The sequence below is a fragment of the Streptomyces lushanensis genome (assembly GCF_001700515.1).
Taxonomy (GTDB): Bacteria; Actinomycetota; Actinomycetes; order Streptomycetales; family Streptomycetaceae; genus Streptomyces; species Streptomyces lushanensis.
This window is the reverse complement of the sequence record NZ_MAUD01000009.1, coordinates 21246-35077: the sequence shown is the minus strand read 5'-3', so window position 1 is coordinate 35077 and position 13832 is coordinate 21246. Positions and strand designations below refer to the sequence as shown.

The window sequence follows — 13832 nt, the reverse complement described above, 5'->3', positions numbered from 1 at the left end:
GTCTCACCGCGCTGTCGGTACGCCGACCTGGGACCAGGCCTTGACCACCGCCTCGTGCTCCGCCCCGTCCCCGAAGCGCGACCGCGCCGCCGCGACGGTCAGCCGGGCGAAGTCCGCGAAGTCCGCGTCGGCCGCCAGCTCGCCTCCGGTCAGCACGTCGAACCAGATCCGGCCCGCCCGCTCCCACGCCTTTCCGCCCAGCCGCTCGGCGAGCAGATAGAACGCGTGGTTGGGGATGCCGGAGTTGATGTGCACCCCGCCGTTGTCCTGGTTCGTCCGCACGTAGTCGTCCATGACGGCGGGCTGGGGATCCTTGCCGAGCACATCGTCGTCGTACGCCGTGCCCGGTGCCTTCATGGAGCGCAGCGCGACACCGGTGACGCGCGGCGCGAGCAGGCCCTGCCCGATCAGCCAGTCGGCCCGGTCGGCGGTCTGGTCCAGGGTGAACTGCTTGACCAGTGAGCCGAGGACGTCCGACAGGGACTCGTTCAGCGCGCCCGACTGCCCGTAGTAGTTGAGATTGGCGGTGTACTGCGTGACTCCGTGGGCCAGCTCATGGCCGATCACATCGACCGGGATCGTGAAGTCGAGGAAGATCTCCCCGTCCCCGTCTCCGAAGACCATCTGCTCGCCGTCCCAGAAGGCGTTCGCGTACTCCCGGTCGTAGTGGACGCTGGCGGTCAGCGGCAGTCCCGCGCCGTCCAGGGAGTCACGGCCGTACGCCGTCAGCAGCAGCTCGAAGGTGGCGCCGAGGCCGCTGTACGCGCGATTGACGGTGGCGTCCCTGCCGGGCTCGCCGCCCTCGCCGCGGACCTTCGTGCCCGGCAGGGCCGTGCCGTGCCGGCAGTCGTGGATGGCACGGTCCGGCTTTCCCGTCGGCACGGCGGCCGGCGACGGCACGGCGCCGCGGACCGCCGTCAGCCGGCGCCGGGTGCGCTGGGCGGAGTCGGCCTCCAGGGTGCGGCGGGCGGGCCCGGAGACGACCGGATCGTCCGCGCTCGCGAGCTTGTCCAGCACATGCGGCGGCACGATGGTGCAGAAAACAGGGGTGATGGCGTCCATGAAAGCAATGTGGCACTCCGTCACGGCGATTGCACCCATGGCGACCGAGGTTGCTGAAATGGAGTGATCTACGGACACCCGGGGAATACCTTCGTGATTCGAGGAGAGGGTGGATCCGGTTCCGCATTCTGATACGGACCGGCACGGACGGCGAGGCTCGGCTAGGCTCCCCCACATCATGCGTTTCGGGCTGCTTCTCCTTAGCTGCCGCGGCGAGGGCCTGTAGTCGTAGGCCGACCCCCTCCCCGCGGAGTCTGGCGTTGCGGTGATCGCGCCCCGTCGGCCGTCCCAGTGGACACACGAGGAGCCCTGCGCAATGTCCGAACGTTCCGTCGCCTCTGTCGGCAGCCCCACGCCCGTCACCACCGCGACGCACACCCAACGCCCGTCGGGGATGCCGATCCACAAGTACGGCCGGTACGAGGCCGTGGACATCCCCGACCGCACCTGGCCCGACAATCGGATCACCGTCGCCCCCCGGTGGCTCTCCACCGATCTGCGTGACGGCAATCAGGCGTTGATCGACCCCATGTCGCCGGCCCGTAAGCGCGAGATGTTCGACCTGCTGGTCCGCATGGGGTACAAGGAGATCGAGGTCGGCTTCCCGTCCTCCGGCGAGACCGATTTCGCGTTCGTACGGTCGATCATCGAAGAGGGCGCGGTCCCCGAGGACGTGACGATCTCCGTCCTGACGCAGGCGCGGGAGGAACTGATCGAGCGGACGGTCGAGTCGCTGCGCGGCGCCCACCGTGCGACCGTCCACCTCTACAACGCGACCGCGCCGACCTTCCGCCGCGTCGTCTTCCGGGGGACGAGGGAGCAGGTCAGGCAGATCGCCGTGGACGGTACCCGGCTGGTGATGGAGTACGCGGAGAAGATCCTGGATCCCGGGACCGTGTTCGGTTATCAGTACAGTCCGGAGATCTTCACCGACACCGAGCTGGACTTCGCCCTGGAGGTCTGCGAGGGGGTCATGGACGTCTGGCAGCCGGAGGCCGGGCGGGAGATCATTCTGAATCTGCCCGCCACGGTGGAGCGTTCGACGCCGTCGACGCACGCGGACCGCTTCGAATGGATGTCGCGGAATCTGTCGCGGCGTGAGTACGTGTGTCTCTCGGTGCATCCGCACAACGACCGGGGTACGGCCGTCGCCGCCGCCGAGCTGGCGCTGATGGCGGGTGCGGACCGGATCGAGGGCTGTCTGTTCGGCCAGGGTGAGCGCACCGGGAATGTCGATCTGGTGACGCTGGGCATGAACCTCTTCTCGCAGGGTGTCGACCCGCAGATCGACTTCTCGCAGATCGACGAGATCCGGCGGACCAGTGAGTACTGCAATCAGATGGAGGTCCATCCGCGTCATCCCTACGCGGGCGATCTGGTCTACACGGCGTTCTCCGGGTCTCATCAGGACGCGATCAAGAAGGGCTTCGACGCGCGTGAGGCCGACGCCGCCGCGCGGGGGGTGCCGGTCGACGAGATGGAGTGGGCCGTGCCGTATCTGCCGATCGACCCGAAGGACGTGGGCCGGTCCTACGAGGCGGTGATCCGGGTCAACTCGCAGTCCGGCAAGGGCGGCATCGCGTACGTCCTGAAGAACGAGCACAAGCTGGACCTGCCGCGCCGGATGCAGATCGAGTTCTCCCGCATCATCCAGGCCAAGACCGACGCCGAGGGCGGCGAGGTCACACCCGGCCAGATCTGGTCCGTCTTCCAGGACGAGTACCTGCCCAACCCGGACAACGCCTGGGGCCGGATCCAGCTCCGCTCGGGCCAGAGCACGACCGACACGGACGGCCGCGACACCCTGACCGTCCAGGCCGTGGTGGACGGCACGGAGACGGTGCTCACCGGCATCGGCAACGGTCCCATCTCGGCGTTCTTCGAGGCCCTGGCCGCCGTCGGGGTGGACGCCAGGCTCCTGGACTACCAGGAGCACACGATGAGCGAGGGCGCGAGCGCGCAGGCCGCCTCGTACATCGAGTGCGCGATCGACGGGAAGGTGCTCTGGGGCATCGGGATCGACGCGAACACCACCCGGGCGTCACTCAAGGCGGTCATCTCCGCCGTCAACCGCGCGACCCGTTGACGACGTCCGCACGGCGGTCCTGAGCCACTGAACCACGCGTTCACCTGGGCGTTCACGAGCCCCGTCCACCGTTCACGGTGGGCGGGGTTCGGCCATGTCGTGGCGATCTCACGCCGCGGTACTGACGGGGCCGGGGGGATGTGGCTAACATCACGTCAACGCGGCAATGTTGCCGGAGCGTTACGGAGGTGCGCGACGTGCTGCCAGCCCAAGGATCAAGCGGCCGAAAAGTGTGCATCTGCGGCATTCGTACGTCCTGGAACACCATCGGTGACGGCGAGTTCTTCTGTCCCGACTGCGGGGGCGACCGCAACTACCGCCGACGCACCGGCCGTCGCCGGTTCACCGTCCTCGGCGTTCCGCTGCTCGCGCGCGGGGTCGCCGGACCGGTGATCGAATGCACGGCCTGCCATGCCCACTTCGGCACGGACATCCTCGATCATCCCACCACCACGCGCTTCTCCGTGATGCTCCGTGACGCCGTGCACACCGTCGCGCTCGCCGTCCTCGCGGCCGGCGGGATCTCCTCCCGTACGGTCAGGGAGACCGCGGTCCATGTCGTCCGGGCGGCCGGATTCGAGGACTGCACGGAGGGCCGGCTCGCCGATCTGGTGGAGGCCCTCGCCGCCGACACCGGCCGGTTCGTCGTGGACCCGGATCTGGATCCGGGCCCGTGCGGCGCCGCGCTCGCCATCGAGCTGCACGAGGCGCTGGAGCCGCTGGCCCCGCATCTCGCCCCGGCGGGCCGGGAGTCGATCGTGCTCCAGGGCGCCAGGATCGCCGTGGCCGACGGACCGTACAGCCCGGCGGAGCGCGAGGTGCTCAGCATCGTCGGCGGCGCGCTGCTGCTGTGCTCGGACGACACGGAGCGACTGCTGCTGGCCGCGTCGGGAACACCCTCCTGAGCGCGCTCTGAGCGCCTCCTCGGGCGCCTCCTGAGCCACTGCCCGCGGCATATGACGGGCGCACGGCGGGCGGGCCCGCCCAGGCCCGTGTGCGGGCGGCCCGGCGGCCCGCGCGCATGCGGGAGAATGAGGCCATGAGTCTGTTCCGGGACGACGGCGTTGTGCTGCGCACCCAGAAGCTCGGTGAGGCCGACCGCATCATCACGCTTCTGACCCGCGGCCACGGCCGTGTCCGCGCCGTCGCCCGGGGCGTGCGGCGGACGAAGTCCAAGTTCGGGGCGCGGCTGGAGCCGTTCTCCCATGTCGATGTGCAGTTCTTCGCGCGCGGCAGCGAGCTCATCGGCCGTGGCCTGCCTCTGTGCACCCAGAGCGAGACCATCGCTCCGTACGGTGGCGGCATCGTCACCGACTACGCCCGCTACACCGCGGGGACGGCGATGCTGGAGACCGCCGAGCGCTTCACCGACCACGAGGGCGAGCCGGCCGTCCAGCAGTATCTGCTCCTGGTCGGCGGGCTGCGTACGCTCGCCCGCGGTGAGCACGCACCCCATCTCATCCTGGACGCCTTTCTGTTGCGCTCCCTCGCGGTCAACGGATACGCGCCGAGCTTCGACGACTGCGCCAAGTGCGGACTTCACGGGCCCAATCGTTTCTTCTCCGTGGCGGCGGGCGGTGTCGTATGCGGCGACTGCCGGGTGCCCGGCAGCGTCGTACCCTCTGCTGAGGCCGTCGGACTGCTGAGCGCGCTGCTGACCGGCGACTGGGAGACGGCCGACGCGTGCGAGGCGCGACATGTCAGGGAGGGCAGCGGGCTGGTGTCCGCCTATCTGCACTGGCACCTGGAGCGCGGTCTGCGCTCGCTCAGATACGTAGAGAAGAACTGATACGTAGAGAAGATTTGGGAGACGAGAGCGCATGGCACGACGCGGAATCCTGGGACGTTCCCGCCGCGAGTACAAGACGCCCGAACCGCACCCCTCGGGCGCGCGCCCGCCGAAGATCCCGGCCGAGCTGGTGCCGCGGCATGTGGCGTGCGTGATGGACGGGAACGGCCGCTGGGCCAAGGAGCGCGGGCTGCCGCGCACCGAGGGCCACAAGGTCGGTGAGGGCGTCGTCCTCGATGTGCTCAAGGGCTGTCTGGAGATGGGCGTCAAGAACCTCTCCCTGTACGCCTTCTCCACGGAGAACTGGAAGCGCACGCCCGACGAGGTGCGCTTCCTCATGAACTTCAACCGCGATGTGATCCGGCGCCGCCGGGACGAGATGGACGAGCTGGGCATCCGGATCCGCTGGGTCGGCCGGATGCCCAAGATGTGGAAGTCGGTCGTCCAGGAGCTCCAGGTCGCACAGGAGCAGACCAAGGACAACGACGCCATGACGCTGTACTTCTGCGTCAACTACGGCGGGCGCGCGGAGATCGCGGACGCGGCGCAGGCGCTCGCGGCGGACGTGGCGTCGGGGAAGCTCGATCCGGCCAAGGTCAACGAGAAGACCTTCGCGAAGTACCTCTACTACCCGGACATGCCGGACGTGGACCTCTTCCTGCGGCCCAGCGGCGAGCAGCGCACGTCCAACTATCTGATCTGGCAGAGCAGCTACGCGGAGATGGTCTTCCAGGACGTGCTGTGGCCGGACTTCGACCGCAGGGACCTGTGGCGGGCCTGCCTCGAATACGCCTCCAGGGACCGGCGCTTCGGCGGTGCGCTGCCCAACCCGGACCAGCCGGAGGCGGAGGAGTTTCCGCAGGACTGAGCCGCCGGGCGCCATGTCCCCGGGTGCCGTCTCCTCGGTTGCCGGGCAGGCCGCCCGCCCGCCCGGCACCGGGCTCCGGCCCGGCACGCGGCCGGAAAGGGCGCGGTCCCGGACATGGCCTGTGCCGGGAACGGGCCTGTGCCGCGGACAGGGCCTAGGTCCTGTCCGGTCGGACAGGGCCTAGTTGCGTGAGGACTGGCCCGCGCATTCGGCGCAGGTGCCGAAGATCTCCACCGTGTGCGCCACGCTCACATAGCCGTGCTGCGCCGCGATCGTCTCGGCCCACTGCTCCACCGCGGGTCCCTCGACCTCGACGGCCTTTCCGCAGACCCGGCAGACAAGATGGTGGTGGTGGTCGCCGGTCGAGCAGCGGCGGTAGACGGACTCGCCGTCGTTCGTCCGCAGCACATCGACCTCGCCGGCGTCGGCGAGGGACTGGAGCGTGCGGTAGACCGTGGTCAGTCCGACCGAGTCACCGCGGTGCTTGAGCATGTCGTGGAGCTCCTGCGCGCTGCGGAACTCGTCGACCTCGTCGAGCGCCGCCGCCACCGCGGCACGCTGGCGGGTCGATCGGCCGCGCACGGGGGCCGCGCTCGATCCACCGCTGGGCGCAGTCGTCACAGGTGCCTCCTTGCCTCTGCCCGAATCCACCGGGCATTGCCCGCTTCCCTCGGGCCATTCTGCCAGTTCGTGGCCGGATCGCGGTCAGACCGTGAGATCGTCCGTGGGCCGGCGGCCGCCCGAACCGTCCTGAGGGGGTGTTACGCCGGGTACGCCGACGGTCACGTTCTGCCCCGCCTCCTCGGCGTTCCGCAGCGCCCCGGCCCTCCGTCGCGCCAGGGGGGTGGCGAGGACCGTCAGCACCACGAAGACGCCGATCGCCAGCAGCACGATCGTCGCGCCCGGCGGCACGTCCTGGTAGTACGAGGTGGCCGTCCCGGCGAGTGTCACCGCCGTGCCGATCACGACCGCGAGCACGAAGGTGACCGTGAACGACCTGGTGATCTGCTGGGCCGCCGCCACCGGCACCACCATCAGCGCGCTGACCAGCAGCAGCCCCACCACCCGCATGGCGACGGTGACCGTCACCGCGGCCGTGACCGCGATCAGCAGATTCAGCGTACGCACCGGCAGTCCGGTGACCCGGGCGAACTCCTCGTCCTGGCTGACCGCGAAGAGCTGGCGCCGCATCCCCACCGTCACCAGCACCACGAAGGCGGCGAGCAGGGAGATCGCGGTCACGTCCGACGGGGAGACCGTCGAGAGCGAACCGAAGAGATACGAGCTGAGATTGGCGTTCGAGCCGTTCGGCGCGAGATTGATCAGCAGGACGCCGCCGGCCATCCCGCCGTAGAAGAGCATCGCCAGCGCGATGTCGCCACGGGTGCGGCCGTACGCCCTGATCAGCTCCATGGTGATGGCACCGGCCACCGAGACCAGCGTCGCGATCCACACCGGGCTGGCGGAGAGCAGGAAGCCCAGACCGACGCCGGTCATGGCGACATGGCCGATGCCGTCGCCCATCAGCGCCTGGCGGCGCTGCACAAGATAGATGCCGACGGCGGGCGCGGTGATACCGACCAGCACGGCCGCGATCAGCGCGCGCTGCATGAACGCGGTCTGGAGGATTTCCATGGTCAGGTCAGCAGTCCTGTACGGAGCGGCTCGCCGGCCGCGTGGGGATGGACGTGATCGTGGCCGGGCAGGGCGTGCTGGCCCAGGGCCCGCGGAGGCGGCCCGTCATGGGTCACACAGCCGTCGCGCAGCACCACCGCGCGGTCGATCAGCGGCTCCAGCGGGCCCAGTTCATGGAGGACGAGCAGCACGGTCGTACCGGCGGCCACCTGCTCGCGCAGTGTCGCCGCGAGGATGTCCTGGCTGGCCAGATCGACGCCCGCCATCGGCTCGTCCATGATCAGCAGCTCGGGCCCGGCGGCGAGCGCCCTGGCTATCAGGACGCGCTGGTGCTGGCCGCCGGAGAGCGCGTCCACCGAGTCCTTGGCGCGGTCGGCCAGTCCGACCAGTTCGATGGCCTCCTGGACGGCCGCGCGGTCGGCCCTGGAGGGCCGGCGGAACTTCGTACGGGAGAGCCGGCCGGAGGAGACGACCTCGCGGACGGTCGCGGGTACTCCGCTCGCCGCGGTGGTGCGCTGCGGTACGTAACCGACACGCGCCCAGTCGCGGAAGCGGCGCAGCGGCGTCGAGAAGAGCGATATCTCGCCGCCGGTCAGCGGGACCTGGCCGATCACGGCGCGTACGGCGGTGGACTTGCCGGAACCGTTGGCGCCGAGCAGGGCGACGACCTCACCGCGGTGCACGGTGAGGTCGATGCCGCAGAGCACGGTGCGGGAGCCGAGCGTGGCCGTGGCACCGCGGACGGAGACGACCGACGCGGGCCGCTGAGCAGCGGGTCCTCCGTCCGCGGTGGCTGTGGTCCCGGCCGTCTCCGGAGCACGCCGGGGGCCGGGCGTCGAGGGGCGACGCGTCCTCTGAACCGGCAGGAAGCCACTGGACGTGCCCTGCGCGGGCGGGCCCGCCGGTGTCCGGTCGGCAGCCGGCCGGCCCGGCCCGGTCCCGGCGGGCGCGGTTCCGCCTTCGGCGCTCCCGGTCCCGGTGGGACGGGTGCCCGCGCCGGCGGGCGTCGCCGTGGCCTCGGGCGCTCGCGCCTCCCGGGCCTGTTCGCCGCTCTCCCTGGCCGTCATCCGCCACGCCTCCGTTGCTGCCGTCGGCCGGTTCATTTCGCGCCGAGTGCTTTTCGCAGCGCGGCGAGGTTGGCCTGCATGACCTCGATGTAGTCATCGCCCTTGGACCGGTCCGTAATTCCTTCCAGCGGATCCAGGACGTCCGTCTCCAGTCCCGAGTCCGCAGCGATGGTCTTGGCGGTCTTGTCGCTGGCGAGCGTCTCGAAGAATACGGTGCTGACCTTGTCCTGCTTCGCGATGGTCTCCAGTTCCTTGATCCGGGCCGGGCTGGGCTCGGCCTCCGGGTCGATGCCGGCGATCGCCTCCTGTGCCAGGCCGTAGCGCTCGGCGAGATAGCCGAAGGCGGCGTGGGTGGTGATGAAGGTCTTGGTGGAGGTGTCCGCGAGGCCCCGCTTGAACGCGGTGTCCAGCGCGCCGAGCTCGGTGACCAGCGTGTCCGTGTTCTTCCGGTACGCGTCCGCGTTGTCCGGGTCGGCCTTCTCCAGGGCGGCGCCGACGCCCTTGGCGACCTCGGCGTACTTCACCGGGTCGAGCCAGATGTGCGGGTCGTTGCCGTCCGGGGTGGCTTCCTCGGCCGCGTGCTCGTCGGCGCCGTGCTCGTCGCCGCCGTGCGCGTGGCCGACCTCGGTGCCGTGCTTCTCCAGCGCGGTCAGGGTGGCCGCGTCGACGATCTGTCCCACTCCGGACTGGTCGATGGCCTTGTCCACGGCGGGCTGGATACCCTTGAGACAGAGAATGACGTCCGATTCGCCGAGTTCGGCGGTCTGCCGGGGCTTCAGCTCAAGATCGTGGGGTTCGACGCCCGGCTTGGTGAGGGTGGTGACCGAGACATGATCACCGCCGATCCGCCGGGCCAGGAATTCCATCGGGTAGAACGACGCCGTGACCATGAGCCTGTCACCGCTCTTCTTGTCTGCGGCGTCGGAGGAGGAGCAGGCGGACAGCGCCACCAGGCCGAGCGTGACAGCTCCGGCGAGGGTGGCGGTGGGTATCAGGCGTCGTGCGTTCATGACAGTCATTTTCAACAAAGCTGGAAACGATTGTCAACAAGCGGCGGGTGTGTCTCTTCCCGCGCACCGATTTGATCGAAGGGGTGCGCCCGCCGCTAATCTGAAGCATTCGCGTTCGTCGTCGTCGTAATGAAGAGAGCACCGTGGCCGCCGACAAGATCGACACCATCGTCAACCTGAGCAAGCGCCGTGGCTTCGTCTACCCGTCCAGTGAGATCTACGGTGGGCAGAAAGCCGCCTGGGACTACGGGCCGCTCGGAGTCGAGCTGAAGGAGAACATCAAGCGCCAGTGGTGGCGCTACATGGTCACCTCGCGCGAGGACGTTGTCGGTATCGACTCGTCGGTGATCCTGGCCACGGAGGTCTGGGAGGCGTCCGGCCACGTCGCGACCTTCACCGATCCGCTCACCGAGTGCACCTCCTGCCACAAGCGGTTCCGCGCGGACCATCTCGAAGAGGCGTACGAGGAGAAGCACGGCAAGGCCCCCGCGAATGGCCTCGCCGACCTCAACTGCCCCAACTGCGGCAACAAGGGCACCTTCACCGAGCCCAAGCAGTTCTCCGGTCTGCTCTCCACCCACCTCGGCCCCACGCAGGACACCGGCTCGGTCGCCTACCTCCGGCCCGAGACCGCGCAGGGCATTTTCACCAACTTCGCCCAGGTCCAGCAGACTTCGCGCAAGAAGCCGCCGTTCGGTATCGCGCAGGTGGGCAAGTCCTTCCGGAACGAGATCACTCCGGGCAACTTCATCTTCCGCACGCGTGAGTTCGAGCAGATGGAGATGGAGTTCTTCGTCAAGCCGGGCGAGGACGAGCAGTGGCAGGAGTACTGGATGGAGCAGCGCTGGAACTGGTACCGCGACCTGGGTCTCCGCGAGGAGAACATGCGCTGGTTCGAGCACCCGCAGGAGAAGCTCTCCCACTACTCCAAGCGCACCGCCGACATCGAGTACCGCTTCTCGTTCGGCGGCAGCGAGTGGGGCGAGCTGGAGGGTGTCGCCAACCGCACGGACTACGACCTGAACGCGCACTCCAAGGCGTCCGGCCATGATCTGTCGTACTTCGACCAGGAGGCCGGCGAGCGCTGGACTCCCTATGTGATCGAGCCGGCCGCCGGTGTCGGCCGCGCGATGCTCGCCTTCCTCCTCGACGCGTACAACGAGGACGAGGCGCCCAACGCCAAGGGCGTGCTGGAGAAGCGCACCGTGATGCGGCTCGACCCGCGCCTCGCGCCGGTCAAGGTGGCCGTGCTGCCGCTCTCCCGCAACCCGCAGCTCTCGCCGAAGGCCAAGGGCCTCGCCGAGGACCTGCGGCGCAACTGGAACATCGAGTTCGACGACGCGGGCGCCATCGGCCGCCGCTACCGCCGCCAGGACGAGATCGGCACGCCGTTCTGTGTGACCGTCGACTTCGACACCCTCGACGACAACGCGGTGACCGTGCGCGAGCGCGACACGATGAAGCAGGAGCGTGTCTCGCTGGACCAGATCCAGAGCTATCTCGGTGGCCGGCTGATGGGCTGCTGACCGACCGCTGATCGCGGCCGGTGACCTCCCGACGGTCACGGTCGTGGCTCGAAGCCCTCGGTTCCACCACGGAACCGGGGGCTTCGTTGCACACTGGGCCCACGCGTCAACAGGAGGCACGGATGCCGTCCACGACCACCAGCAAGGTCAGCAGATGGGATCAGCACGGACGTGAACATGTCGTACGCGTCCAGAAGGCGGGTGTGCAGCGGTCGTTGGTCTGCGACACCTGCGGCTGGCAGAAGAACGCGCAGTTCCTGCCCTGGCTGAAGGCACAGGAACATCTCACCGAGGCCCACCAGGCGACGGTGGACCCGGCCGGCGGCTGACGAGCGGGGCCCGCGGGCTCCATGGCGGCCCCGCGGAGGCGAGGATCGTGGCTACGGTCCTCGCGGGCCGCCCCGCTCAGGGCCGCAGACCGCGCAGCAGCAGATCGCAGACGGCGCTGAACTGGTCGTCGATCGTGGGCTTCTGCCACTCCGCCGCATAGGCGGGATCATGGAAGCGGGCCGTGGCGGCGAAGACCGCGCCCGCCGTCGCGGCCGGGTCCACCGCGACGAACTCGCCCGCCCGCACGCCCTCCTCGACGATCCGGGTGAGCTGGCGCGTGAGTTCGGTGAGATGCGCGTCGACCACCCCGCTGCTCTCGTCGATGAGCACCGAGAAGGTCGCGAACAGCTCGGGATCGTCGCCCGCCTTGTGACGCTTGGTGTCGAACAGCGTCAGCAGCCAGTCCCGCAGCTTCTCCGGCGCGGGCCCGGGCGCCCGCCCCGCGTCCGGCCCGGCCTCCGCCTCGGTCCCCGGCTCTGTAACCGGCCCGGCCTCCGGCTCCGGATCCGGCTTGCGCGCTCCCTCCGTGATCCGCGCCAGCGCCACTTCCGTACGGCTCAGCCAGCGCGCGGTGACCGCCTCGCGCAGCGCCGCCTTCGTGCGGAAATGGCGGTAGACACTGCCGTGGCTGACACCGAGCACCCGGGCCACATCGAGGACCGTGGCCTTCGCCGGCCCGTATCGGCGCAGCACCTCCTCCGTGGCTTCGAGGATCCGCTCGGCGGTCAGGTTCTCGGTGGCCATGGATGTCCGACCTTTCGTGGCTCGTACGGCGGGACGCGACAGACGACATTACCTGTCAGGTCCGACAACCCGACGGGCGAGCCGCCGCGGCCCGTACCGGCCGTGGGCGGTCATCGCTCGCTGTCGAGATGCGCCATCTGCGCGGTCGGATACCGGTCGCCCGCGGCGGCGTCCGCCGGCACCGCGCGCTCGATGGCGGCGAGATCCTCCGCGTCCAGCGTGAGCCCGACGGCGCCCATGGCCTCGGTCAGCCGGTCCCGTCGGCGCGCGCCGACGAGCGGCACGATGTCCTCGCCCCGGGAAAGCACCCAGGCGATGGCGATCTGGGCGACGGTGACGCCCTTCTGCTCGGCGATCTTCCGCAGGGATTCCACCAGCCCGAGATTGTGTTCGAGATTGTCGCCCTGGAAGCGAGGGCTCATCGCACGGAAGTCGGTCGGGCCCAGCGCCCGGTCGCGGGTGAAGTGACCGCTGATCAGCCCGCGCGAGAGCACGCCGTACGCCGTCACACCGATGCCCAGCTCGCGGACGGTGGGCAGGATCTCGGCCTCGATACCGCGGGAGATCAGTGAGTACTCGATCTGGAGATCCGAGATCGGGGCCACGGAGGCCGCGCGGCGGATCGTCCCGCTGCCGGCCTCGGAGAGACCGATATGGCGGACATGGCCCGCCTGGACCAGCTCGGCGATGGCGCCGACGGTCTCCTCGATCGGGACGCCGGGATCGATCCTGGCGATCCGGTAGATGTCGATGTGGTCGGTGCCGAGACGCTTCAGGGAGTACGCGGCGAAGTTCTTCACGGCCGCCGGGCGGCCGTCGTAGCCGGTCCAGTCGCCGTCCGGATCGCGCAGGGCGCCGAACTTGACGCTGGTCAAGGCCCGTTCACGCGCGGCGGCCGGAGCGGTGCTCAGCGCTTCGTTGATCAACAGCTCGTTGTGGCCCATGCCGTAGAAGTCGCCCGTGTCGAGCAGGGTGACGCCCGCGTCCAGGGCGGCGTGGATGGTGGCGATCGACTCGGCGCGGTCGCCTCCCTCGTACAGCGCGGACATGCCCATGCAGCCGAGGCCGAGGGCGGCGGTCAGCGGGCCGGTGGTGCCGAGACGGCGGGTGGGGAGGGCGGAAGTGGCGGTCATGGCGGGTTCCTCCATGCAGGTCGCGGTGGATCGGAGTGACACAGCAACCATGGCATGACGGATGACAGATTTCAATTTCTGTCAGTCACTATGGCCGATGCTCGCCAAAATTGCGTTACGTCCCGGTCCCGGCCGGTGGTAGCGTCACGGGCATGTTCTTCCAGATCTACGAGTGAGAGCGCGGCGGTCACGGCCCGCCCCCCACCGACGAATCCGCAGATCACTTCTCATCACTTCGGGAGAACCCCGTGGCAAAGAGCCGCAACAACCTTCTCGGCGTGGGCGGACAGCGCAAGAAGCTGTCCCGCGCCGACCAGCAGGGCAACGGCCCCTCGCGTAACGCCGACCGCAAGGCCGCGGCCGACCAGAAGGCGGAGCTGCTGCGCAAGATGCGCGAGCGCGCCGCCGGGCAGGGCGAGGGCGAGGACGCACAGGACACCGCTCCGGCCCCGGAGACCGCCGAGGGATCCGCCGCGCAGGGCTGACGCACGGCACCGACACGGAGATGGGCGACGGGCCCGGACCACCTCGTGGTCCGGGCCCGTCGGCGTGCACGGCGCGCCGGACGGCCTGTGCCCGACG

Annotated in this window: 14 protein-coding genes; 7 read left to right on the top strand and 7 right to left on the bottom strand. The window is 69.6% G+C overall.

Annotated features, from left to right (window positions below; all coding sequences use genetic code 11):
* Positions 1-3: 3 nt before the first annotated feature.
* Positions 4-1062 (bottom strand): M4 family metallopeptidase, encoded by a 1059-nt coding sequence (locus BFF77_RS00425; RefSeq protein WP_066942557.1) that lies wholly within the window; start codon positions 1060-1062, stop codon positions 4-6.
* Positions 1063-1378: 316 nt separating this feature from the next.
* On the opposite strand from BFF77_RS00425, the gene leuA reads away from it, so the two are divergent.
* The 4 genes from leuA (at position 1379) to BFF77_RS00405 (ending at position 5805) form a co-directional block, all read left to right on the top strand.
* Positions 1379-3148 (top strand): 2-isopropylmalate synthase, encoded by a 1770-nt coding sequence (leuA, locus tag BFF77_RS00420; protein ID WP_066942555.1) that lies wholly within the window; start codon positions 1379-1381, stop codon positions 3146-3148.
* A 197-nt stretch (positions 3149-3345) separates the two neighbouring features.
* Positions 3346-4053, top strand: a complete 708-nt coding sequence (locus tag BFF77_RS00415) for a TerB family tellurite resistance protein (RefSeq protein ID WP_066942618.1) — start codon at positions 3346-3348, stop codon at positions 4051-4053.
* A 134-nt stretch (positions 4054-4187) separates the two neighbouring features.
* The gene (gene recO / locus BFF77_RS00410; protein WP_066942553.1) at positions 4188-4937 is read left to right on the top strand and encodes a DNA repair protein RecO; all 750 of its coding nucleotides are present in this window, start codon (positions 4188-4190) and stop codon (positions 4935-4937) included.
* A gap of 31 nt (positions 4938-4968) precedes the next feature.
* Positions 4969-5805, top strand: a complete 837-nt coding sequence (locus tag BFF77_RS00405) for an isoprenyl transferase (protein WP_066942551.1) — start codon at positions 4969-4971, stop codon at positions 5803-5805.
* Positions 5806-5985: 180 nt separating this feature from the next.
* On the opposite strand, the gene BFF77_RS00400 is transcribed toward BFF77_RS00405, so the two are convergent.
* The 4 genes from BFF77_RS00400 to BFF77_RS00385 all read right to left on the bottom strand — a co-directional run bounded on the left by BFF77_RS00400 (position 5986) and on the right by BFF77_RS00385 (position 9517).
* Positions 5986-6426 (bottom strand): Fur family transcriptional regulator, encoded by a 441-nt coding sequence (locus tag BFF77_RS00400; protein ID WP_066942549.1) that lies wholly within the window; start codon positions 6424-6426, stop codon positions 5986-5988.
* 84 nt (positions 6427-6510) lie between these two features.
* On the bottom strand, positions 6511-7440 hold the full coding sequence (locus BFF77_RS00395) for a metal ABC transporter permease (protein WP_066942547.1): 930 nt from the start codon (positions 7438-7440) through the stop codon (positions 6511-6513).
* Between the two features lie 2 nt (positions 7441-7442).
* Positions 7443-8306 (bottom strand): metal ABC transporter ATP-binding protein, encoded by an 864-nt coding sequence (locus BFF77_RS00390; protein WP_079124691.1) that lies wholly within the window; start codon positions 8304-8306, stop codon positions 7443-7445.
* A 233-nt stretch (positions 8307-8539) separates the two neighbouring features.
* Positions 8540-9517, bottom strand: coding sequence for a metal ABC transporter substrate-binding protein (locus BFF77_RS00385; RefSeq protein WP_066942545.1), 978 nt, complete (start codon positions 9515-9517; stop codon positions 8540-8542).
* Between the two features lie 143 nt (positions 9518-9660).
* Between BFF77_RS00385 and BFF77_RS00380 the strand changes: the two genes are divergently transcribed.
* Both BFF77_RS00380 and BFF77_RS00375 read left to right on the top strand, forming a co-directional pair.
* The gene (locus tag BFF77_RS00380) at positions 9661-11043 is read left to right on the top strand and encodes a glycine--tRNA ligase (RefSeq protein ID WP_066942543.1); all 1383 of its coding nucleotides are present in this window, start codon (positions 9661-9663) and stop codon (positions 11041-11043) included.
* A 122-nt stretch (positions 11044-11165) separates the two neighbouring features.
* Complete coding sequence (locus tag BFF77_RS00375) at positions 11166-11372, top strand: hypothetical protein (RefSeq protein WP_066942541.1); 207 nt, start codon at positions 11166-11168, stop codon at positions 11370-11372.
* Positions 11373-11448: 76 nt separating this feature from the next.
* Here the strand turns inward: BFF77_RS00375 and BFF77_RS00370 are convergent, their stop codons facing one another.
* Both BFF77_RS00370 and BFF77_RS00365 read right to left on the bottom strand, forming a co-directional pair.
* A complete protein-coding gene (locus tag BFF77_RS00370; protein ID WP_066942539.1) occupies positions 11449-12117 on the bottom strand; it encodes a TetR family transcriptional regulator in 669 nt (222 codons plus the stop codon).
* 110 nt (positions 12118-12227) lie between these two features.
* Positions 12228-13250 carry an aldo/keto reductase gene (locus BFF77_RS00365; protein WP_066942537.1) on the bottom strand — a complete coding sequence of 341 codons (1023 nt, stop codon included), beginning with the start codon at positions 13248-13250 and terminating at the stop codon, positions 12228-12230.
* A gap of 248 nt (positions 13251-13498) precedes the next feature.
* Here BFF77_RS00365 and BFF77_RS00360 point away from each other — a divergent pair, with 248 nt between their 5' ends.
* Positions 13499-13735, top strand: coding sequence for a DUF6243 family protein (locus BFF77_RS00360; protein ID WP_066942535.1), 237 nt, complete (start codon positions 13499-13501; stop codon positions 13733-13735).
* Positions 13736-13832 lie beyond the last annotated feature (97 nt).

What these genes read in the sequence shown, in the direction of transcription:
- BFF77_RS00370 (WP_066942539.1), bottom strand. Translation starts at nt 12,117, where the DNA reads ATGGCCACCGAGAACCTGACCGCCGAGCGGATCCTCGAAGCCACGGAG.
- BFF77_RS00365 (WP_066942537.1), bottom strand. Translation starts at nt 13,250, where the DNA reads ATGACCGCCACTTCCGCCCTCCCCACCCGCCGTCTCGGCACCACCGGC.
- BFF77_RS00395 (WP_066942547.1), bottom strand. Translation starts at nt 7,440, where the DNA reads ATGGAAATCCTCCAGACCGCGTTCATGCAGCGCGCGCTGATCGCGGCC.
- leuA (WP_066942555.1), top strand. Translation starts at nt 1,379, where the DNA reads ATGTCCGAACGTTCCGTCGCCTCTGTCGGCAGCCCCACGCCCGTCACC.
- BFF77_RS00385 (WP_066942545.1), bottom strand. Translation starts at nt 9,517, where the DNA reads ATGAACGCACGACGCCTGATACCCACCGCCACCCTCGCCGGAGCTGTC.
- BFF77_RS00425 (WP_066942557.1), bottom strand. Translation starts at nt 1,062, where the DNA reads ATGGACGCCATCACCCCTGTTTTCTGCACCATCGTGCCGCCGCATGTG.
- BFF77_RS00375 (WP_066942541.1), top strand. Translation starts at nt 11,166, where the DNA reads ATGCCGTCCACGACCACCAGCAAGGTCAGCAGATGGGATCAGCACGGA.
- recO (WP_066942553.1), top strand. Translation starts at nt 4,188, where the DNA reads ATGAGTCTGTTCCGGGACGACGGCGTTGTGCTGCGCACCCAGAAGCTC.
- BFF77_RS00405 (WP_066942551.1), top strand. Translation starts at nt 4,969, where the DNA reads ATGGCACGACGCGGAATCCTGGGACGTTCCCGCCGCGAGTACAAGACG.